We start from the raw sequence: 19,669 nt of genomic DNA, 5'->3' as shown, positions 1-19,669 counted from the left end.
AAGAGCCCTTGGTTACTTGGGGCTTTTCCAAGTGACCCGCCGTCAGGGCGGAACCAACAGCCGCCGTTACCGCAGAAACGGATATGCCCCCAATCTCAATCCCATCCCCAAAACATTACGCTCTTACGCAGAGATTTTGCTGTGGAGTCAGGGCTTCAGCGGACGCTCTTCGTCGCGGTCTGACAGTTCTCGGCTTTCATCATGCTTCCAATCCTGTCTCGTACGCTCCTGACGTTTGATCTCTTCTTCCGTGGGTTCATCTTCCTCTTCATCCAAGTCTGCACGCTTAGGGTCATTGGCCATACTCACCTCACTGCCTGAAGGGATCCACCTTTAAGCGTAGAACAATTTCCAGCCCCCGACTCAGAGCCACCAGCGCAGCAAAAAGAAGAAGCCCATGCTCAACAGCATGCTGAGCAAGGTATTACGGGTGTACAGCACCAGCCCCACCGCCACCAGCGAACTGATCAGGTAGGGATTGTCCCACTGCAGATTCAGTTGTTTGTCCGGCATGAACACAATAGGCCCGCAAATCGCGGTCAACATCCCCGGCACGGCAAAACCGAGGAACTGCCGAGCATTGCTGCTCAGCCGGACCGGCAGTCGCGGTTCGAGGAACACGTAACGGTTGAGAAAGACGAGCACGCCCATCCCGATAATCACCGCCCAGACCATCATGTACGCCCCCCGTAAAGTTTGTTGCAGACAAAGCCTGCCGTCATGCCCGCCAACCCCGCCAGCACCAGCGCCGAGCCCCACTGCCAATAGCTGAACAACACCGAACAAAACAACGAAACCGCCACGCAAATCACCGTCGGAACATTGCGCACCACGGGGGTGATCAAGGCAATGAAGGTCGCTGCGATCGAGAAGTCCAGCCCCAGGTGCTCAAGCCCCGGAATGCTGCTGCCCAGCACGATGCCAGCCAAGGTGAACAGGTTCCAGGCGACATAAAACGTCAGGCCCACGCCCAGGGCATACCAGCGATTGAACTGTTGTCGGTCATGTTGACTGGTCAGGGCGAACAATTCATCGGTGAGCAAAAAGCCCAGTCCCACACGCCAGCGACCCGGCAGCGGGGAAATCACCGAACGCATGCTCATGCCGTACAGCAAATGCTGCGAGGTGAGTAACAGCGTGGTCAGCAGAATCGAGAAAATCCCGGCACCGCCCTTGAGCATGCCGATGGCCACCAGCTGCGCGGCACCGGCGAACACGATGCTCGACAATCCCTGGCCTTGCAGGGGCGTGAGATTGGCCTCGATGGCCATGGAGCCGGCCAACAGTCCCCAGGGCGCGGTCGCCAGGGACAACGGCATGATCGCTACGGCGCCGCGAAGAAAGGCACTGCGTGGCATGAGTGAGTTCGACATAACGCTCTACAGCCAGGGAAAGACTTGCAACTGTGCCAGCCGCTACGACCGAAGGCTTGAACAATCTTGCGCACTTGCGGACAAGCCGCTGTCAGCTATGCAACCGAGTAGCATGGAGCCATTGGCAAAACGCGTGAGGGAGTCGACATGCTTTACCGGATAGCCGCCGATGGACTGGTGCTGTTTCACCTGTTGTTCATACTCTTCGTGCTGTTCGGCGGGCTGCTGGTGCTCAAGTGGCGCCCGCTGATCTGGGGGCATCTGCCCGCTGTGGCGTGGGGGGTGAGCGTGGAAGTCTTGCACCTGACGTGTCCGCTGACCGAGTGGGAAAACCGCATGCGCCTTGCCGCCGGACAAACCGGTTACGGCGGTGGATTCATCGAGCACTACGTGTGGCCCGTGATCTATCCCGCCGGGCTCACGCCGGCGATTCAATTGGCACTGGGCAGCGTGGTGTTGGCGGTCAACGTATTGGTCTATCTTCGGCTGTTCAAGTTGTGGAAGTTACGCCGGACCGCCTGAAACACCGCCGAGGATGTGAAACATGCTGTCGATCGAAGACCTGACGTTGCTCCAAGCCATCCGCGAAACCGGCAGCCTGTCGCGGGCGGCGGCTCACTTGGGCAAGGCACCGTCGACCGTGTCCTACGCCGCGCGGCAACTGGAGGAGCGCTTCGATGCCTTGCTCTTTGACCGGCGTCGCTACCGGTTACAACTCACCCCGGCCGGGGAGTTGCTGGTCAATGAAGCGGCGCGGCTGATGCAGGATGTCGCTCGGCTGACCCAACGGGTGCAACAAGTGGCCAATGGCTGGGAGAGTCGATTGTGGATCGTCACCGACGAATTGCTTGAGTTCGACACCCTGATTCCAGTGATTCACGAGTTCGACGCGCTGAAGTCCGGCGTGCCGCTGCGCATTACCCAGGAAGTGCTCAAAGGCGTGTGGGAAGCCCTGCGCGAGGGGCGCGCGGACCTGATCATCGGCGCCACCAACGAACCGCCGGCCATCCCCAGCCTGCGCTGGATGCAATTGGGTGAAATGGAATGGGTGTTCGCCGTTTCGCCGAAGCACCCGCTGGCCAAGGCCAAGGAGCCGATTTCACGGGCGATGGTGGCGCAGCACCAGGCGATTGTCGTCGCCGACTCGTCTCGGGCCACGGAAGGCAGCACGTACGGCGTCTCCGGTGGGCAACCCGTGCTCGCCGTGCCGACCATGCGCGCAAAAATCCTCGCTCAACGCGATGGCCTTGGCGTGGGGTGGCTGCCAAAGCACCGGGTCGGCTCGCTCCTGAAAAACGGCGCGCTGATCGAGAAGCAGATGGCCGATCCACGGGAACCGAACATTCTCTATGCTGGCTGGCGCGGCGATCATGACGGCCGTGCCTTGGGCTGGTGGCTGGAAAAACTCAAGCAATCGTACTTGTCCACACAACTGGTCCAGGGCATCGACCGGTTCGTTTGAAATCAGTTGGCAATCACACTCATGTTGCGCCCGCTGGTCTTGGCCACATACAAGGCCTTGTCCGCCGCGCCGATCAGGTCGTCGGGCGACTCTTGCAAGGCCATGTCATAGGCACAAACCCCCACACTGACCGTCACCATCCCCTCCGGGCTTTCGTTGTGTTCGATGTTGGCTTGCTGAACCGCGCGGCGGATTTTTTCGGCCACCAGAAACGCACCGACATAGTCGGTGCCGGGCAGCACAACGGTAAATTCCTCGCCGCCATAACGGGCGGGAAGATCCCCAGGACGCTTGATGTTGTCCTGGATGATCGCGCTGATATTACGCAGACACTCATCACCGGCCACATGACCGTAACGGTCATTGAAATTCTTGAAGTGATCGACATCGATCATCAGCAGGGCAAGGTGGGTCTGGGTGCGTCGGGCACGGCCCATTTCCGCCAGGATAAACAGGTCGAACTGTCGTCGATTGGAAAGACCGGTCAAGGCGTCTTCGAGCGCCAGCAGTTCCAGGCTGCGATTGACCTCGATCAGCTTTTCCCGCGCATCGAGCAAGACGCCCTGAATATGATTCTGCTGTTTCATGAAACGAATGAGGCGATAACCCAACCCTCCCAGAAACATCAGCAGCAAGAGCACGATGCCCGCGCTCAACGCGGTCTCTTGACGCCAGCCCGCCAGGACCTCTTCCTTGTCGAGCGCTACGAAAATGATCAGCGGATAACCATCGACCCGTCGAAACCCGACCACCCGTTCAACACCGTCCAGATAGGACTTGACCGTTGCCGTGCCATAACTGGCGCCGGGCAACAGTTGGGTAAACAGCGGGCCATTGGCGAGGCTGGCACCGACCTCCGACTCTTTGAACGGCCGTCGAACAATGATACTGGCATCGTCGGCAATGAGGTTGATCACGCCATTGCTGCCCATGTCGATACTGTCGTAAAGCTCAAGGAAATGGCTGAGATAGATCGTCGCCAGCGCCACCCCGGCGAAGCGGCCATCCGGGTGGTTGATCCGGCGCGACACAGTCATGATCCATTCGCCGCTCGACCGGCTTTTGATCGCCGGCCCGATATGCGGCCCACGGTCAGGATGATCACGATGGAAGATGAAATACTCGCGGTCGGAATTGTTTGCGCCCGGCACCTGCGCGCCATTGGAATTGGCCACCCAGCGCCCTTCTTCGTCAAATACGAACAGGCCATGGAGCTGGGGCAACTCGCTGCGCTGAGCGCTGAGCAAACGTTGCAACCTGGGGAGCCGAGCCGGGTCCATGCCGTCGTTTTCGAGACGATCAACCAAGGTGAACAGCAGCGTATCAGCCTGCTTGATCGACGCTCGCGCTTGCGACGCCAAGGTCTGCGCAAGGTTGGACATCGCCACTTCTTTGTCATGCAAATGGTACTGGCGCGAGTTCCAGGCTTCCCAAGTCGCAATTGCGGTCATGGACAGACACACCGCCACGAGCAGCAGCACCGCGTGTCGGACCCTGAATCGAGAGTCAACCAGATCGGGCAGCCAAGGCGCAGCGGTGACGGTATTTTCAATTCGGTCTTTAATGGACGGATGCCCCATGACGTTCCCTGGCTCCTGATGACAGGGCGAATGTTCCTGTTCGCCCGTGCAATGGCATCTCAACAAGATAGGTGATTTGCCGGATTCAGCCTAACCTTCACTTCCCCGATACCCCAGAGCCAATGGTGCGGTTTGTGCCTACGCCACCGATTTATCGCGACAGCGGTTTCATTGCCTCAAGCCAGGCCGGATCCAACTGCGTTTGTTGAGTGTCGATACCCAGCGCTTCCATCCGCGCCTTGTGTTGATCCATTTCACGGGTCAACTGGCTGTGGTCGCTGGAGTTGCCGTCCAGCTCATGCATCTGGTTCAGGCCCAGATGGTAGAAGCGCAACAGCTTCATGGCCGTCGGATCACCCTGCTCCACCGCCGCCGTGACCTGGTGCATGATGTTGGTGATACTCATCAGGCTGCGCTTGAGCCGCCAGCCGTAGACCGCCGGCGCCATCCAGTCCTGGCTCCAGAATTTGCCGCGCATCAGCGCCGCCATCAGCAGCACCGAGACAAACACCCCGCCGACGTTAAACCGCAGATTGTCGCCGCCGGGCTCACCGAACAGCGCCACCGCCGCCGTGGACAGCACCATTGCCAGCGCCAGGAAAATCAGGGCAATAATCACCGTGCTGCGCCGTGTCTGTTGTCGAAAGCGTTCGGCGTTCATCGGCTGGATTTCGAACATTGCGTCGGGTTTCCTTGGGTCGGAGGGCAAAAAGACTGCGGGGCATTATCGCCCCTGCGCAGGATTTAGCTATGCTGAGGCTCCTTTTCATCTTTTCATCGTCAAACGGGGAAATGGCGATACAGCGCAGTTCGTGCCATCTTCTTTCATGGATACATACTATTCGGATGCCATTTGCCTGTATGAGTGGCATCGTTTTAAGGATCATTGAATGACCCAACGCCATGTAATCAACGCCTCCGTCAGCCCTAAAGGCAGCCTGGAAACCCTCTCTCAACGTGAAGTCCAACAACTGAGTGAAGCCGGAACCGGCAGCATCTACACCCTCTTCCGCCAGTGCGCCCTGGCCATCCTCAATACCGGCGCCCATGTTGATAACGCCAAGACCATCCTAGAAGCCTATAAAGACTTCGAAATCCGCATCCACCAGCAAGACCGCGGCGTGCGTCTGGAACTGCTGAACGCACCGGCCGACGCCTTCGTCGATGGCGAAATGATCGCCAGCACCCGGGAAATGCTGTTCAGCGCCCTGCGCGATATCGTCTACACCGAAAACGAACTCGACAGCCAGCGCATCGACCTGAGCAACTCCCAGGGCATCAGCGATTACGTATTCCACCTGCTGCGCAATGCCCGCACCCTGCGTCCCGGCGTCGAGCCCAAGATCGTGGTGTGCTGGGGCGGCCACTCGATCAACACTGAAGAATACAAATACACCAAGAAAGTCGGCCATGAACTGGGCCTGCGCAGCCTGGATATCTGCACCGGTTGCGGTCCCGGCGTGATGAAAGGCCCGATGAAAGGCGCAACCATCGCCCACGCCAAGCAGCGCATCCACGGCGGCCGCTACCTGGGCCTGACCGAGCCGGGCATCATCGCCGCCGAAGCGCCAAACCCGATCGTCAACGAACTGGTGATTCTGCCGGACATCGAAAAACGCCTGGAAGCGTTTGTCCGTGTCGGCCACGGCATCATCATTTTCCCGGGCGGCGCCGGCACGGCCGAAGAGTTCCTGTACCTGCTCGGCATCCTGATGCACCCGGACAATGCAGGCCTGCCCTTCCCCGTGGTCCTCACAGGGCCCAAACATGCGGCGCCGTATCTGGAGCAACTGGACGCGTTCGTCGGCGCAACGTTGGGTGAAGCGGCCAAGCAGCATTACCAAATCATCATCGACGACCCGGCTGAAGTCGCACGGCACATGACTCAAGGCCTCAAAGCGGTCAAACAATTCCGTCGCGAGCGCAATGACGCCTTCCATTTCAACTGGCTGCTGAAAATCGACGAAGGCTTCCAGCGCCCGTTCGACCCGACCCACGAAAACATGGCCAACCTCAAACTCAGCCGCGACCTGCCCGCCCACGAACTGGCGGCCAACCTGCGCCGCGCCTTCTCCGGCATCGTCGCCGGCAACGTCAAGGACAAAGGCATCCGCTTGATCGAGAAACACGGTCCTTACCAGATCCGTGGCGATGTCGGCGTGATGAAACCGCTGGATCAACTGCTCAAGGCTTTTGTGGCCCAACACCGGATGAAACTCCCGGGTGGCGCGGCCTATGTGCCGTGCTATCAAGTCGTCTCATAAAAAACTGTTCCCGCACTCGCGCGGGAACGACAACCAACGAACTGACAAACTGCCGCAATTGCCTCTGCAAGAGGCTGCGGCGGTTTGACTTGCCGATGGCGCCCCTCCGAGCTCTCTGTCGCCGGTGAGTACGCCATCGCGAGCAGGCTCACTCCCACAAAACAGCGGATCGGCACAAGGCTTTTGCCCTTCACCACTCAACAAGCCGAGCGGTAGCTCGCTTGCAGCTCTTGATCTCGATGCACCGCCGCCTCGAGAGGCCGAGTGGAGGTTCTGCGCAGTGGGCAACCCGGCATGGATGCCGGGTTAGCCGCCCCCGGCCATGGATGGCCGATGGCGGCGGGCCCACGGAGCAGGACCGGAGCAAGGGCATGCCGAGCCTAGGCGAGGCACCGAACGTCAGGGGCAAAAGCGCTTGGTTACTTGGCGCTCTTCCAAGTGACCCGCCGTCAGGGCGGAACCAATAGCCGCCGTTACCGCAGCAATGGATATGTGCACCCAAAAAAAAAATGGTCGGCTACCAGGCCGCCATCGCGAGCAGGCTCACTCCCACAATGGTCCTGAGTACATCCACATAACTCAGCCGGCAACCAAGCCAAACTCCGTGGACACCGCCACAAATCAAACCGGCGCCACACCCTCGACAATAATCACCTCAGCCCGCGCCACGCCCTCACGGTGCCGTTTCGCCTCCTGATACTGCTCGCTGTGATAGCAAGCCAGCGCCTGCTCATACGAATCAAATTCAATCACCACGCTGCGTTGCGGCGTCGGCCGGCCTTCCATCGCTTCGCTACGCCCGCCCCTCGCCAACATCCGCCCGCCGTACAGCGCAAAAGCCGCCGGCGCCCGCTGGGTGTATTGGCTGTATTGATCGGGATCAGTGACATCAACATGAGCAATCCAGTACGCCTTCATAGTGACCTCTCGGTTTATTTTGTATTATGGTATACCACATTACATTCCCACCAAACACTGAGAACCCAACATGGCCTTCAACAGCATCGAAGAAATTATCGAAGACTATCGACTCGGCAAGATGGTGCTGCTGGTTGACGATGAGGACCGGGAAAACGAAGGCGACCTGCTGCTCGCCGCCGACTGCTGCACACCGCAAGCCATCAGCTTCATGGCGCGAGAGGCCCGCGGCCTGATCTGCCTGACCTTGACCGACGACCACTGCCAGCGGCTCGGACTGGAACAGATGGTGCCAAGCAACGGCAGCGTGTTCAGCACCGCGTTTACCGTCTCCATCGAAGCTGCCGTCGGAGTGACCACCGGCATTTCCGCCGCCGACCGCGCACGGACAGTGGCCGCAGCCGTTGCCGTCGACGCCGTTCCGGCTGATCTGGTGCAGCCAGGCCACATCTTTCCATTGCGCGCCAAGGAAGGTGGTGTGCTGACCCGCGCCGGGCACACCGAGGCCGGCTGCGACCTCGCCCGCCTGGCCGGTTTCACGCCCGCCTCGGTGATCGTCGAAGTCATGAACGACGACGGCACCATGGCGCGACGCCCCGACCTGGAAGTCTTCGCGCGCAAGCATGGAATCAAGATCGGCACCATCGCCGACCTGATCCACTACCGCCTCAGCACTGAACACACCGTGGTGCGAATCGGTGAGCGTGAACTGCCCACGGTGCACGGTACTTTCCGCCTGATTACGTTTGAAGACCGCATTGAAGGCGGCGTTCACATGGCGATGGTCATGGGCAACCCGCAACGCAACGAACCGACGCTGGTGCGCGTGCATGTAATCGACCCGTTGCGGGACCTGGTGGGCGCCGAATACAGCGGTCCTTCCAACTGGACGTTATGGGCAGCCTTGCAACGGGTGGCGGCCGAAGGCTGCGGCGTGGTGGTGGTGCTGGCCAATCATGAATCGTCCCAGGCCTTGCTCGAACGGGTGCCGCAATTGACCCAGGCGCCCCGTCAGTTCAGCCGTTCGCAATCGCGCATCTATTCTGAAGTAGGGACCGGGGCACAAATTCTGCAAGACCTCGGCGTGGGCAAGTTGCGTCACCTTGGCCCGCCGCTCAAATACGCAGGCTTGACCGGTTACGACCTGGAAGTCGTCGAGAGCATTCCGTTCACTGGATAACCGTAGACCCGCCGCAGGTCGCCACCACAGGGCGGCCTGACGGAAAAAACCCGCTTTTGGCTGATGGCCGGTAAGGCAAAGTGCTTGCACAAAGTTTGGAATACCATAATATGATATTCCATAGACCGGACGCTTCAGCCAAGTGCCCCCGACAGGGAAAGCACCCATAACAGCCCTTGGCACGGTCGCCGTTAGAGACCAGATGGACCTACTGCTCCCGATAGGCGGGCATTACCAAGCCCGCTCAAAAACACAACAAATGAGGGCGTGAAAATGGTGTTGAACAAACGTGCAACCGCAGTACTGTTCGCGGGTTTACTGGCCACGGTCAGTCACGCGGCCATTGCGGCTGAAAGCGTCAACTTCGTCAGTTGGGGCGGTAGCACCCAGGACGCACAGAAGCAGGCCTGGGCCGATCCGTTCAGCAAAGCCAGCGGCGTCACGGTGGTCCAGGACGGCCCAACCGACTACGGCAAACTCAAAGCCATGGTCGAAAGCGGCAACGTGCAATGGGACGTGGTTGACGTCGAAGCCGACTTCGCCCTGCGCGCCGCTTCCGAAGGCTTGCTCGAACCCCTCGATTTTTCGGTGATCCAGCGCGACAAAATCGACCCGCGGTTTGTTTCCGATTACGGCGTCGGTTCGTTCTTCTTCTCCTTTGTCCTGGGTTACAACGAAAGCAAGCTCGGCGCCAGCAAACCTCAAGACTGGTCCGCACTGTTCGACACCAAGACTTACCCCGGCAAACGTGCCCTCTACAAATGGCCAAGCCCTGGCGTGCTCGAACTCGCGCTGCTGGCCGACGGCGTGCCTGCCGACAAGCTCTATCCGCTTGACCTGGACCGGGCCTTCAAGAAACTCGACACCATCAAGAAAGACATCGTCTGGTGGGGCGGTGGTGCACAGTCGCAACAGTTGCTGGCCTCGGGTGAAGCGAGCATGGGCCAGTTCTGGAACGGCCGAATTCACGCCCTGCAAGAAGATGGCGCGCCGGTGGGTGTGAGCTGGAAACAGAACCTGGTCATGGCCGACATCCTGGTCGTGCCTAAAGGCACGAAAAACAAGGCAGCGGCCATGAAGTTCCTGGCCAACGCGAGCAGCGCCAAAGGACAGGCCGACTTCTCCAACCTGACCGCCTATGCGCCAGTCAACGTCGACAGCGTGGCACGCCTGGATTCGGTGCTGGCGCCTAACCTGCCGACTGCCTACGTCAAGGATCAAATCACTCTTGATTTCGCGTACTGGGCCAAGAACGGTCCGGCCATCGCGACACGGTGGAACGAATGGCTGGTCAAATGAAAATGGCGGCAACAGCTTCCTCTCCAGCAACCAAACCCGGGAGCGCCGCTGGCGCTGCCGGGGCAGTTCCCGGCAAGGCCGCTGTGCGCAAGCAATCTGCGTCCTTGGCGCAGCGCTGGCGCGGTGCGAGCAACCTGATTCCGGCCCTGCTGTTTCTGGGCCTGTTCTTCCTGGCGCCGCTGATCGGCCTGTTGCTGCGTGGTGTGCTGGAGCCCGTTCCGGGCCTTGGCAATTACGAGCAGTTGTTCGCCAACTCGGCGTATGCCCGGGTCTTGCTCAACACCTTCTCCGTGGCCGGCCTGGTGACGCTGTTCAGCCTGCTGCTGGGTTTCCCACTGGCGTGGGCCATCACCCTGGTGCCACGTGGCTGGGGGCGCTGGATTCTTAACATCGTGCTGCTGTCGATGTGGACCAGCCTCCTCGCCCGCACTTATTCCTGGCTGGTGCTGCTGCAAGCCTCAGGGGTGATCAACAAGGCACTGATGGCGATGGGCATCATCGATCAACCGCTGGAAATGGTGCATAACCTCACCGGCGTAGTGATCGGCATGAGCTACATCATGATTCCGTTCATCGTCCTGCCGCTGCAGGCGACCATGCAGGCCATCGATCCGATGATCCTGCAAGCCGGTTCGATCTGCGGTGCCAGTCCCTGGACCAACTTCTTCCGGGTGTTCCTGCCGCTGTGCCGGCCGGGGCTGTTTTCCGGTGGACTGATGGTGTTTGTGATGTCGCTCGGGTACTACGTCACCCCGGCTTTGCTCGGCGGTGCGCAGAACATGATGCTGCCCGAATTCATCATTCAACAGGTGCAATCCTTCCTCAACTGGGGCCTGGCGAGCGCCGGTGCCGCGTTGCTGATCGTGATCACGCTGGTGTTGTTCTACTTCTACCTGAAGCTTCAGCCGGAATCCCCGGTTGGCGCCAGCAACGCGAGGTAAGCCATCATGCTACTGACTCCCAATGCCATGAGCCGGCGCATGCGCTTCGGCCTGTACTTCACGACCGGGCTGATCGCGCTGTTCCTGCTGCTGCCGATCGTGTTCATCGTGTTGCTGTCCTTCGGCTCCTCCCAGTGGCTGGTATTCCCGCCACCGGGCTGGACGCTGAAGTGGTACGGCCAGTTCTTCTCCAATGCCGACTGGATGAACGCTGCCGTGGCCAGTCTCAAGGTCGCGGTGCTGACCACCTTCTTCGCCGTGGCGCTGGGCTTGCCCACCGCGTTTGCACTGGTGCGCGGACGCTTCCCCGGTCGGGAAATGCTTTACGGCTTGTTCACCCTGCCGATGATCGTGCCGCTGGTGATCATTGCCGTGGCGGTGTACGCGCTGTTTCTCAAGCTCGGCTATACCGGGACGATGTTTGCCTTCGTCGTCAGCCACGTGATTGTCGCGTTGCCGTTCACCATCATCTCGATCATCAATTCGCTGAAGCTGTTCGATCAGTCGATTGAAGATGCCGCCGTGATTTGCGGGGCCTCACGCCTGCAAGCGGTGTTCAAGGTGACCTTCCCGGCGATCCGCCCAGGCATGGTGGCCGGCGCCCTCTTCGCCTTTCTTGTCTCGTGGGATGAAGTGGTGCTGAGCGTGATGATGGCCAGCCCGACCCTGCAAACCCTTCCCGTGAAAATGTGGACCACCCTGCGCCAGGACCTGACGCCTGTGATCGCCGTCGCTTCGACGTTGCTGATCGGCCTCTCGGTATTGGTCATGGTGATCGCCGCCGCCGTTCGCCGGCGCAATGAAATCAGCGCCTGAGCGCCCAGGAGTACGACATGAGTGCAGTGATCAAAGATTCCGCCCAACACAGTGACCAACCCCTGGTAAGCCTGCGCAACTTGAACAAGTACTACGGCGAATTTGCCGCCGTGGACGACATCTCGCTGGACATCAAGGACGGTGAATTCCTCACCTTCCTCGGCTCCAGCGGCTCGGGTAAAAGTACAACGCTGTCGATGCTCGCCGGCTTCGAAACCCCGAGCAGCGGCGAGATCCTGGTCAATGGCCAATCGCTGGTCAACGTGCCGCCGCACAAGCGCGACATTGGAATGGTGTTCCAGCGTTACTCGCTGTTCCCACATTTGTCGGTACGCGACAACATCGCGTTCCCGCTGGCCATCCGCAAGCTGCCCGCCGCCGAGCGCGAACGTCGGGTCGATGCCATGCTCAAGCTGGTGCAACTGGAACAGTTCGCCCATCGCCGCCCTTCGCAACTCTCCGGTGGCCAGCAGCAACGGGTCGCCATTGCGCGAGCGCTGGTGTATGAGCCACGTATTTTGCTGATGGACGAACCGCTCGGCGCGCTCGACAAGAAACTGCGTGAAGATTTGCAGGACGAGCTGCGCCAGCTGCACCGGCGCCTGGGCATCACCATCGTCTACGTGACCCACGATCAGGAAGAAGCCATGCGTTTGTCTCAGCGCATTGCGATTTTCAGCCATGGGAAGATCGTCGGGCTGGGCAGTGGTTTTGATTTGTATCAGAACCCGCCGAATGCGTTTGTCGCGTCGTTCCTCGGCAACTCGAACTTCCTCAAGCTGAAGGCTCAGGGCAATGCAGTGGCTTCGTTTGAAGGGCAGTCGCTGTCGATTCGCCTGACTGCCGGGTTGCAGATCGATCAGGATGTGCTGCTGATGGTGCGTCCGGAGAAGGCGTTGGCGTTGAGTGTTGAGCAAGCGGCTCGTGAGCCTCTGGCGGCGGGCTGGAATGAGGTGTCGGCGATTGTCGGTGAGGTGTTGTTTCTGGGTGAAAGCCAGACGTGCACCGTCAAGACGCTGGGTGGGACTTCGATGACTGTGAAAGCGCTGTCTGCTGCGGGTATGCCGCTCAAGACGGGGGATCCGGTTCGTGTGCGTTGGGCTACTGCGGATGCTTGTGTGTATACCGAGTGGGCTGAGAGTGATTTGAACAAGGCGGCCGGGGCTCACTGATTTTCGGCTGGGCCGTATTACATAGCGTCACCCTCGGGTCGCTGCAACGTAGGGTTGTGGTGGCCCTTTTTTTTGGTTTTGTTTGGGGGCATATCCGTTTTTTTTGTGATGGCGGATATTGGTTCCGCCCTTACGGCGGGTCACTTGGAAGAGCGCCAAGTAACCAAGCGCTTTTGCCCCTGACGTTCGGTGCCTCGCTAAGGCTCGGCATGCCCTCGCTCCGGTCCTGCTCCGTGGGCCCGCCGCCATCGGCCATCCATGGCCGGGGGCGGCTAACCCGGCATCCATGCCGGGTTGCCCACTGCGCAGAACCTGCGCTCGGCCTTTCGAGGGGGCGTGTGCATCAAGATCAAAAGCTGAAGGCGAGCTAACGCTCGACCTGATGAGTGGTGAGGAGCAACAGCGTTGCGCCGATCTGCTTTGTGTAGGAGTGAGCCTGCTCGCGATGCTGTTGCTGTTGCTGTTGCATTCGCATTTAGGCGGGTATGGGTTCACTTTTCAGGGCTGGTAATGCGATGGCGAGTGCCAGGATTAAAAGCCCTGCCGCTACCGCGAAGGTGATTGTCATGCCGTTGGCAACAGCCTCTGGCGCTGCTCGCGTGATGTCACTGGCGGATGTGGCGAGCGCAAAGATTGCGCCCATGACGGAGGCTCCGGTGATGAGCCCCAAGTTGCGCGACAGGCTGAGCAGGCCGGCAATGACGCCTCGCTGGTCGGGGCTGATGCCGGTCATGATCCGTGTGTTGTTGGCCGCCTGGAACAGTGCGTAGCTGGCGGTGATGACTGCGATGGGCGTGAGGTAGCCGAGGACGCCGAAACCTGTCGGCATCGTCGCTAATACGCAGGCACCAAGCACCATGCAGGTCAGTCCGGAGACGGTCATGCGTTGCGCGCCAAATCGGTCGACCAGGCGCCCGGCGGGGACGCCTGCCAGCGCGGCGACCAACGGGCCGACTGACAAGGCGAGTCCGACCAGCGCAGCCCTTAACCCTAGCGTTGCGCAGAGGTAGAACGGCCCGACCACCAGTGTCGCCATCATCACGGTCGAGACCAGCAGGCTCATGGCCAGGCTCGCGCACAAGCCTCGGTCCCGGAACAGCGCCAGTTTGATCAGTGGCGATGCCACCTTTGCCTCGACGAACAGGAAAATCGCGCTGCCGGCCATTGCCATCAGCAGCAACACAAGGTTGAGCGAACCCCATTCGCCGCCGCCCCAGGTCATCGCCAACGCGTAGGCGCCGAGTGTCAGCGCCAGGACCAGCGTGCCGGCAACGTCGAACCCGGCTCGTTGTGCCTTTGGCATGGGGCGATCGGTGGGCAGGTAGCGAAACGCGAGGACCCCGTTCAAGACGCCCAATGGCAGGTTGACCAGAAAAATCGCCTGCCAGCCAAAGCCCGAGATCAGCAGGCCGCCGAGCGAGGGGCCCAGCGTGGTGCCGATTGCCGACATCGTGCCGAGCAAGCCCATGGCGCTGCCGGTCTGTGCTTTGGGCACGGTCTCGCCGACGAATGCCACGGTGAGCGCCAACATGATCGCCGCCCCGAGGCCCTGCACCGCCCGGGCCGCGACCAGCCACCATAGCGTCGGCGCCAGACCACACGCCAGCGACGCCACTGTGAAAATGACAATGCCCGACAGCATCAAACGTCGCCGACCGATGAGGTCACCGAGCCGGCCGACGCTGACGATCAACGTGGTGATCGCGAGCAGGTAAGCCAGGACAATCCACTGCACTTGCTGAAAAGAAGCCTCGAGTGCCTGGGCCAACGTCGGCAAGCCGGCATTGGCGATGCTGGTGTCGAGCGACGGCATCAACATCGACAGGCAAAGGCTGGCGAGCGCCCAGCGCACCGAACCTGATTGCGTCATGAGTTTCATGGGTTTTGGCCACTGATGAAAAGTTGACCTTCAGCGTATGCCTGCGGATGACAGGGCGGAAGACGCACGCCTTGCACTGAATACCTGCACGCGACGCCATGTCAGCGACAACCGTGCTAACGTTGATGCATGACGACTCCCGACCTGAACCTGCTGATTACCCTCGATGCGCTGCTCACCGAAGGCAGTGTGGCGCGCGCCGCCCAGCGCTTGCGCCTGAGCCCTTCGGCGATGAGCCGGGCGTTGGCGCGGTTGCGTGAAACCACCGGCGACCCGTTGCTGGTCCGGGCCGGGCGCGGCCTGGTGCCGACACCCCGCGCGCTGCAATTGCGTGAACAAGTCAGCCAATTGGTGCAGGACGCCGAAGCGGTCTTGCGCCCTGCCGAGCAGCTCGACCTCAAACAACTGGTGCGCACGTTCACGCTGCGCACCAGTGACGGTTTCGTCGAGAACTTCGGCCCGGCATTGATTGCCCGCCTCGGCGATGAAGCCCCCGGCGTGCGCCTGCACTTCTTGCAGAAGCTCAACCAGGACAGCACGCTGCTGCGTGAGGGAACGGTCGATCTGGAAACGGGCGTGGTCGGCGACACCACCAGCCCGGAGGTGCGCACCCGCGCCTTGTACCAGGACCGGTTCATCGGCGTCGTCCGCATGGGGCATGCACTGAGCAAGGGCAAGATCACGCCCGCCCGTTATGCGTCCGGCAAGCACGTTCTGGTGTCGCGACGCGGACGGGACCAAGGGCCGATGGATGATGCCTTGAAACCCCTAGGCCTGGTGCGGGAGATCGTCACGATTGTCGGCGGCTTTTCTGCGGCGCTGGCGCTGGCCCGGGCCTCGGACCTGATCGCGACGGTGCCGGAACGTCACACGCACAATCTACGCGCCGGCCTGCACTGTTTCCCTCTGCCGGTGGCCACGCCGACGATTACGATTTCCATGCTCTGGCACCCGCGAATGGACGCCGATGCCGCGCATCAATGGTTGCGCGGCTGCATTCGTGAGGTGTGCGCAGGATTCCAGGAACCTTGAACTGATTTTTGTGGCCTGCAGGACTAGACTCAATCGGTTGCTTCAGACCACACCGGTCAGGCTAGCGATCTGGATATGAGGGAACGTCATGAGCGACAAAGACACGCTGCGTAAATACTCCTCTCAAGTGGTCGACGGCGTGGAACGCGCCCCCGGCCGCTCCATGCTGCGCGCGGTGGGTTTCACCGACGAAGATTTCAAGAAGCCGCAGATCGGCATCGCCTCCACGTGGGCGATGGTCACCCCGTGCAACATGCACATCGACAAACTGGCCATCGAAGCCGAAAAAGGCGCGAATGCCGCCGGTGCCAAAGGGGTGATTTTCAACACCATCACCATTTCCGACGGCATCGCCAATGGCACCGAAGGCATGAAGTATTCCCTGGTGTCGCGCGAGGTCATCGCCGACTCCATCGAGGTGGTGGCCGGTTGCGAAGGCTTTGACGGCCTGGTGACCGTGGGCGGATGTGACAAGAACATGCCGGGCTGCCTGATCGGGATGGCGCGCCTGAATCGCCCATCGATCTTTGTCTACGGCGGCACCATCCGCCCGGGCGCCGGGCACACCGACATCATTTCCGTGTTCGAAGCCGTGGGCCAGAATGCGCGCGGCGATATCAACGAGATTCAGGTCAAGCAGATCGAGGAAGTGGCGATTCCCGGCCCCGGCTCCTGCGGCGGCATGTACACGGCCAACACCATGGCCTCGGCTATAGAAGCATTGGGCATGAGCCTGCCGGGGTCCAGCTCTCAGGACGCGGTCGGCAGCGACAAAGCCTCAGACAGTTTCCGCGCCGGCCAGCAGGTCATGGAGCTGCTCAAACTGGACCTCAAACCGCGCGACATCATGACCCGCAAAGCCTTCGAGAACGCCATTCGCGTGGTCATCGCCCTCGCCGGCTCGACCAATGCCGTGCTGCACTTGCTGGCAATGGCCCATGCGGTGGATGTCGAGCTGACGCTGGACGATTTCGTAGAACTGGGCAAGATTTCCCCGGTGGTCGCCGATCTGCGCCCCAGCGGCAAATACATGATGAGCGAGCTGGTCGCCATCGGCGGTATCCAGCCGCTGATGAAACGCATGCTCGCCGCCGGCATGCTGCATGGAGATGTGCTGACGGTGACCGGCAAGACCCTGGCGGAAAACCTGGCGAACGTGCCCGATTATCCCGCCGGTCAGGACGTGATCCTGCCGTTCGATCAGCCGGTCAAAAAGGACTCGCACCTGGTGGTGCTGCGCGGCAACCTCTCGCCCACCGGCGCCGTGGCGAAGATCACCGGCAAGGAAGGTCTGCGTTTTCAGGGCTCGGCGCGCGTGTATCACGGCGAGGAAGGCGCGCTGGCCGGGATTCTCAATGGCGAGGTCAAGGCAGGCGATGTGATCGTGATTCGCTACGAAGGCCCCAAGGGCGGGCCGGGCATGCGCGAAATGCTTTCGCCGACCTCGGCGGTCATGGGCAAAGGCTTGGGCAAGGACGTTGCGCTGATCACCGACGGACGCTTTTCCGGTGGTTCCCACGGTTTCGTGGTGGGGCACATCACCCCGGAAGCCTTCGATGGCGGGCCGATCGCGTTGATTGAAGACGGCGACACAATCACCATCGACGCCGAAACCCGGCAGATCACGGTGGATGTCACCGATGCCGTGCTGGCCGAGCGCAAGACCCGCTGGGTGCGCCCGGAATCCAAATACAAGCGCGGGGTGTTGGCCAAATACGCGAAAACCGTGTCCAGCGCCTCGGAAGGCGCGGTGACGGACAAATACCTTTAGGGAATTGGCGCAGGGCCTTTAGTTCTGCACCGTCAGATCTGGCGCATTCGCGGGCAAGCCCGCTCCCACACTGGATTTGTGAACGGCGCAAGCCCCCTGTGGGAGCGGGCTTGCCCGCGAAGAGGCCCTCACAATCACCGAAAATCAACTGATCGGCACACACCTCAAAGCCGGAACCGGTCCACCGATTGCGACAGCTTGCCCGCCAGCGTCGACAGTTCATCAGTCGTCGAGGCGGTCTTGCCGATGACCTTGCTGTTGCCTTCGGACATGCCGGCAATCATGTCCACCTGATGGGCGATTTCGTTGCTGGCCAGGCTCTGCTCGCCAATCGTGCGGGTGATGTCGTTGACCAGCTGAGTGGTATTGAGCGTGGCTTCGAGGATTTCGCGGATGGCGCGTTCGACGTCGGCGGTCACGGCCATGCCTTTATCGACCTGTGCCACGCCGGCCTCCATGCTGGTCACCGCCTCGCGGGTGCTCTGCTGGATGCGCGAGACCATGCTGGCAATTTCCTGGGTGGAGGCGCTGGTGCGCCCTGCCAGACTGCGTACTTCGTCAGCCACCACGGCAAAACCACGGCCCTGCTCACCGGCACGGGCGGCCTCGATGGCGGCGTTCAGCGCCAGCAGGTTGGTTTGATCGGCGATGCCCTTGATCACCTGAATGATGCTGAAAATACCCTCCGACTCCTTGTCCAGCGTGCGAATCACCTGGGCTGACTGCTGCGCCGAACGCGCAATGCCGTCCATGTCGTTGACCACCTGATGAATCACCCGGCCGCCATCCTTGGCCAGTGCCTCGGCCTGGTTGGCCATGTTCAGCGCCCGCTCGGCATGCCGGGTGATTTCCTCGATGCTCGCGGTCATTTCACTGGCGGCTGCGGCCATGGTGCTGGCTGCGACGCTTTGCTGCTGGCTGCTGTCGGCCACCTGGTGGCAACCGCTGCTCAGTTGCACGCTCATGCCGCTCACGCCGTGTGCGTTGCTGCGAACCACCTCGATCATGCCGCGCAGGTCGCGCTGCATGGTCGCTAGGCTGCGAATCAGCGCGCTGGCTTCGTCCTTATGGGTGGGCTCGACAATCGGCTCGCTCAAGTTGCCATGGGCGATGCTTTCGGCGATCCGGCTGGCGGTCTGCAACGGCGCCATGATGCTCGAAATCACCCAGCGTCCCTGGATCAGCAGCAACAACAGACTCGCAACCAGCACGATGCCCAAAGTGAAATTGGCACTGTTGATCGCGTGTTGGGTGCCTTGGCTGGTCTGTTGGGTGTTGGTTTCGATCAGCTCGCTAAGGGCAGCCATCTGCTCTTCAAGCTGACTGAACGCGGTATTGAAGCTGCCGAGTTCCTTTTGCGCCGAATCCGGATTGTCCAGCGCCTGCGCGACGATACGCTCGGCGGCACTGATGTAGGTGTCGAGGCTCGGTTTGACCTTGTTCAGGCCCGCCATGATGGTGTCGTTGACCGGCAGCTTGAGGTTTTCACCCAGCACCTCCCGGAAATGCGCCGCATGTTCCTCGATGGAAGTGTGCACCTCAGCCTTGGTGCTGGTGCTTTTTCCCAGCCCGACCAGCATCGCCGACAACACATCGGCGCGCAGCGCGTCGTGCATCATGTCGGCTTCAAGGTGATTGCGCAGCGCGGTCATGCTGACCTCGTTGTCCTTCACTGCTTCAGCCATCCGGGTGTTTCCCACATAACTGACCAGGCTCACGATCAACGCGGTGAGCAAGCTCGTACCAATCAGCAACAACAAGCGTAATTTTATCGACACGGTGTAGTCCTCTGGGCACATCGCTTTTATGAACACGTTATCGGCGCCGCCAACCGCTTATTGAAGCCTTGAGCCGGACTTTCAGTGTTTTGCGACATGCGGTAGGTACAGGCCCGTTTGCGACGAAAATTTGCCGCTGTACCTCGTGAACCTAGTGCTTAAACGCCAGTCTTAGGCGAGCCGTGAATTCCCATTACCCTTGTC

18 protein-coding genes and 1 pseudogene are annotated in these 19,669 nt (G+C 60.7%); 10 read left to right on the top strand and 9 right to left on the bottom strand.

The genetic code is table 11. The features are described 5' to 3' along the window. Positions 1 to 147: 147 nt before the first annotated feature. Genes QRN31_RS28020 through QRN31_RS28010 form a run of 3 tightly spaced genes read right to left on the bottom strand, consistent with a single transcriptional unit; the run spans position 148 to position 1,373 of the window. On the bottom strand, positions 148 to 303 hold the full coding sequence (locus QRN31_RS28020) for a hypothetical protein (RefSeq protein ID WP_285435921.1): 156 nt from the start codon (positions 301 to 303) through the stop codon (positions 148 to 150). 60 nt (positions 304 to 363) lie between these two features. Next, entirely contained in the window at positions 364 to 675 is a 312-nt protein-coding gene (locus QRN31_RS28015) for an AzlD domain-containing protein (protein WP_162830874.1), read from the bottom strand. Continuing rightward, complete coding sequence (locus QRN31_RS28010) at positions 675 to 1,373, bottom strand: AzlC family ABC transporter permease (protein ID WP_285435920.1); 699 nt, start codon at positions 1,371 to 1,373, stop codon at positions 675 to 677. Before QRN31_RS28010 ends, QRN31_RS28015 begins: the two co-directional genes overlap by 1 nt. Before the next feature lie 147 nt (positions 1,374 to 1,520). Between QRN31_RS28010 and QRN31_RS28005 the strand changes: the two genes are divergently transcribed. Together QRN31_RS28005 and QRN31_RS28000 are read left to right on the top strand one after the other, a co-directional pair. Beyond that, positions 1,521 to 1,895 carry a DUF2784 domain-containing protein gene (locus tag QRN31_RS28005; protein WP_285435919.1) on the top strand — a complete coding sequence of 125 codons (375 nt, stop codon included), beginning with the start codon at positions 1,521 to 1,523 and terminating at the stop codon, positions 1,893 to 1,895. 22 nt (positions 1,896 to 1,917) lie between these two features. Next, positions 1,918 to 2,835 carry a LysR family transcriptional regulator gene (locus QRN31_RS28000; protein WP_285435918.1) on the top strand — a complete coding sequence of 306 codons (918 nt, stop codon included), beginning with the start codon at positions 1,918 to 1,920 and terminating at the stop codon, positions 2,833 to 2,835. A gap of 2 nt (positions 2,836 to 2,837) precedes the next feature. Here QRN31_RS28000 and QRN31_RS27995 read toward each other — a convergent pair whose 3' ends face one another. Then, positions 2,838 to 4,415: a sensor domain-containing diguanylate cyclase gene (locus QRN31_RS27995; protein WP_285435917.1), complete on the bottom strand. Its 1,578-nt coding sequence runs from the start codon at positions 4,413 to 4,415 to the stop codon at positions 2,838 to 2,840. A 151-nt stretch (positions 4,416 to 4,566) separates the two neighbouring features. Continuing rightward, positions 4,567 to 5,094 (bottom strand): DUF3087 domain-containing protein, encoded by a 528-nt coding sequence (locus tag QRN31_RS27990; RefSeq protein ID WP_285435916.1) that lies wholly within the window; start codon positions 5,092 to 5,094, stop codon positions 4,567 to 4,569. A gap of 211 nt (positions 5,095 to 5,305) precedes the next feature. Between QRN31_RS27990 and ppnN the strand changes: the two genes are divergently transcribed. Next, the gene (ppnN, locus tag QRN31_RS27985; RefSeq protein ID WP_285435915.1) at positions 5,306 to 6,679 is read left to right on the top strand and encodes a nucleotide 5'-monophosphate nucleosidase PpnN; all 1,374 of its coding nucleotides are present in this window, start codon (positions 5,306 to 5,308) and stop codon (positions 6,677 to 6,679) included. 621 nt (positions 6,680 to 7,300) lie between these two features. Here the strand turns inward: ppnN and QRN31_RS27980 are convergent. Beyond that, complete coding sequence (locus tag QRN31_RS27980; protein WP_222586130.1) at positions 7,301 to 7,597, bottom strand: DUF1330 domain-containing protein; 297 nt, start codon at positions 7,595 to 7,597, stop codon at positions 7,301 to 7,303. Between the two features lie 70 nt (positions 7,598 to 7,667). Here QRN31_RS27980 and ribBA point away from each other — a divergent pair, with 70 nt between their 5' ends. The 5 genes from ribBA (at position 7,668) to QRN31_RS27955 (ending at position 13,005) form a co-directional block, all read left to right on the top strand. Next, positions 7,668 to 8,777 carry a bifunctional 3,4-dihydroxy-2-butanone-4-phosphate synthase/GTP cyclohydrolase II gene (gene ribBA, locus QRN31_RS27975; protein ID WP_285435914.1) on the top strand — a complete coding sequence of 370 codons (1,110 nt, stop codon included), beginning with the start codon at positions 7,668 to 7,670 and terminating at the stop codon, positions 8,775 to 8,777. A gap of 273 nt (positions 8,778 to 9,050) precedes the next feature. Further along, the gene (locus QRN31_RS27970) at positions 9,051 to 10,076 is read left to right on the top strand and encodes an ABC transporter substrate-binding protein (protein WP_285435913.1); all 1,026 of its coding nucleotides are present in this window, start codon (positions 9,051 to 9,053) and stop codon (positions 10,074 to 10,076) included. Beyond that, complete coding sequence (locus QRN31_RS27965; RefSeq protein WP_285435926.1) at positions 10,073 to 11,017, top strand: ABC transporter permease; 945 nt, start codon at positions 10,073 to 10,075, stop codon at positions 11,015 to 11,017. The genes QRN31_RS27970 and QRN31_RS27965 overlap by 4 nt, the downstream gene beginning before the upstream one ends. A gap of 6 nt (positions 11,018 to 11,023) precedes the next feature. Continuing rightward, on the top strand, positions 11,024 to 11,833 hold the full coding sequence (locus QRN31_RS27960) for an ABC transporter permease (RefSeq protein ID WP_090183084.1): 810 nt from the start codon (positions 11,024 to 11,026) through the stop codon (positions 11,831 to 11,833). A gap of 17 nt (positions 11,834 to 11,850) precedes the next feature. After that, positions 11,851 to 13,005 (top strand): ABC transporter ATP-binding protein, encoded by a 1,155-nt coding sequence (locus QRN31_RS27955; RefSeq protein ID WP_090183083.1) that lies wholly within the window; start codon positions 11,851 to 11,853, stop codon positions 13,003 to 13,005. A gap of 475 nt (positions 13,006 to 13,480) precedes the next feature. Here QRN31_RS27955 and QRN31_RS27950 read toward each other — a convergent pair whose 3' ends face one another. Beyond that, the gene (locus QRN31_RS27950; protein WP_285435912.1) at positions 13,481 to 14,884 is read right to left on the bottom strand and encodes an MFS transporter; all 1,404 of its coding nucleotides are present in this window, start codon (positions 14,882 to 14,884) and stop codon (positions 13,481 to 13,483) included. 129 nt (positions 14,885 to 15,013) lie between these two features. Here QRN31_RS27950 and QRN31_RS27945 point away from each other — a divergent pair, with 129 nt between their 5' ends. Further along, positions 15,014 to 15,916, top strand: coding sequence for a LysR family transcriptional regulator (locus QRN31_RS27945; protein WP_285435911.1), 903 nt, complete (start codon positions 15,014 to 15,016; stop codon positions 15,914 to 15,916). Positions 15,917 to 16,004: 88 nt separating this feature from the next. Continuing rightward, entirely contained in the window at positions 16,005 to 17,687 is a 1,683-nt protein-coding gene (gene ilvD / locus QRN31_RS27940) for a dihydroxy-acid dehydratase (RefSeq protein ID WP_285435910.1), read from the top strand. Positions 17,688 to 17,851: 164 nt separating this feature from the next. Here the strand turns inward: ilvD and QRN31_RS31720 are convergent, their stop codons facing one another. Continuing rightward, positions 17,852 to 18,577: a methyl-accepting chemotaxis protein gene (locus QRN31_RS31720; RefSeq protein WP_502942528.1), complete on the bottom strand. Its 726-nt coding sequence runs from the start codon at positions 18,575 to 18,577 to the stop codon at positions 17,852 to 17,854. Between the two features lie 132 nt (positions 18,578 to 18,709). Further along, a pseudogene (locus tag QRN31_RS31715) lies at positions 18,710 to 19,486 on the bottom strand (HAMP domain-containing protein); the annotation flags it as partial. Positions 19,487 to 19,669 lie beyond the last annotated feature (183 nt).

The organism is Pseudomonas sp. fls2-241-R2A-110, from assembly GCF_030209165.1.
GTDB lineage: Bacteria > Pseudomonadota > Gammaproteobacteria > Pseudomonadales > Pseudomonadaceae > Aquipseudomonas.
The sequence above is the reverse complement of the archived record's forward strand: the minus strand, read 5'-3'. Positions and strand labels throughout refer to the sequence as shown.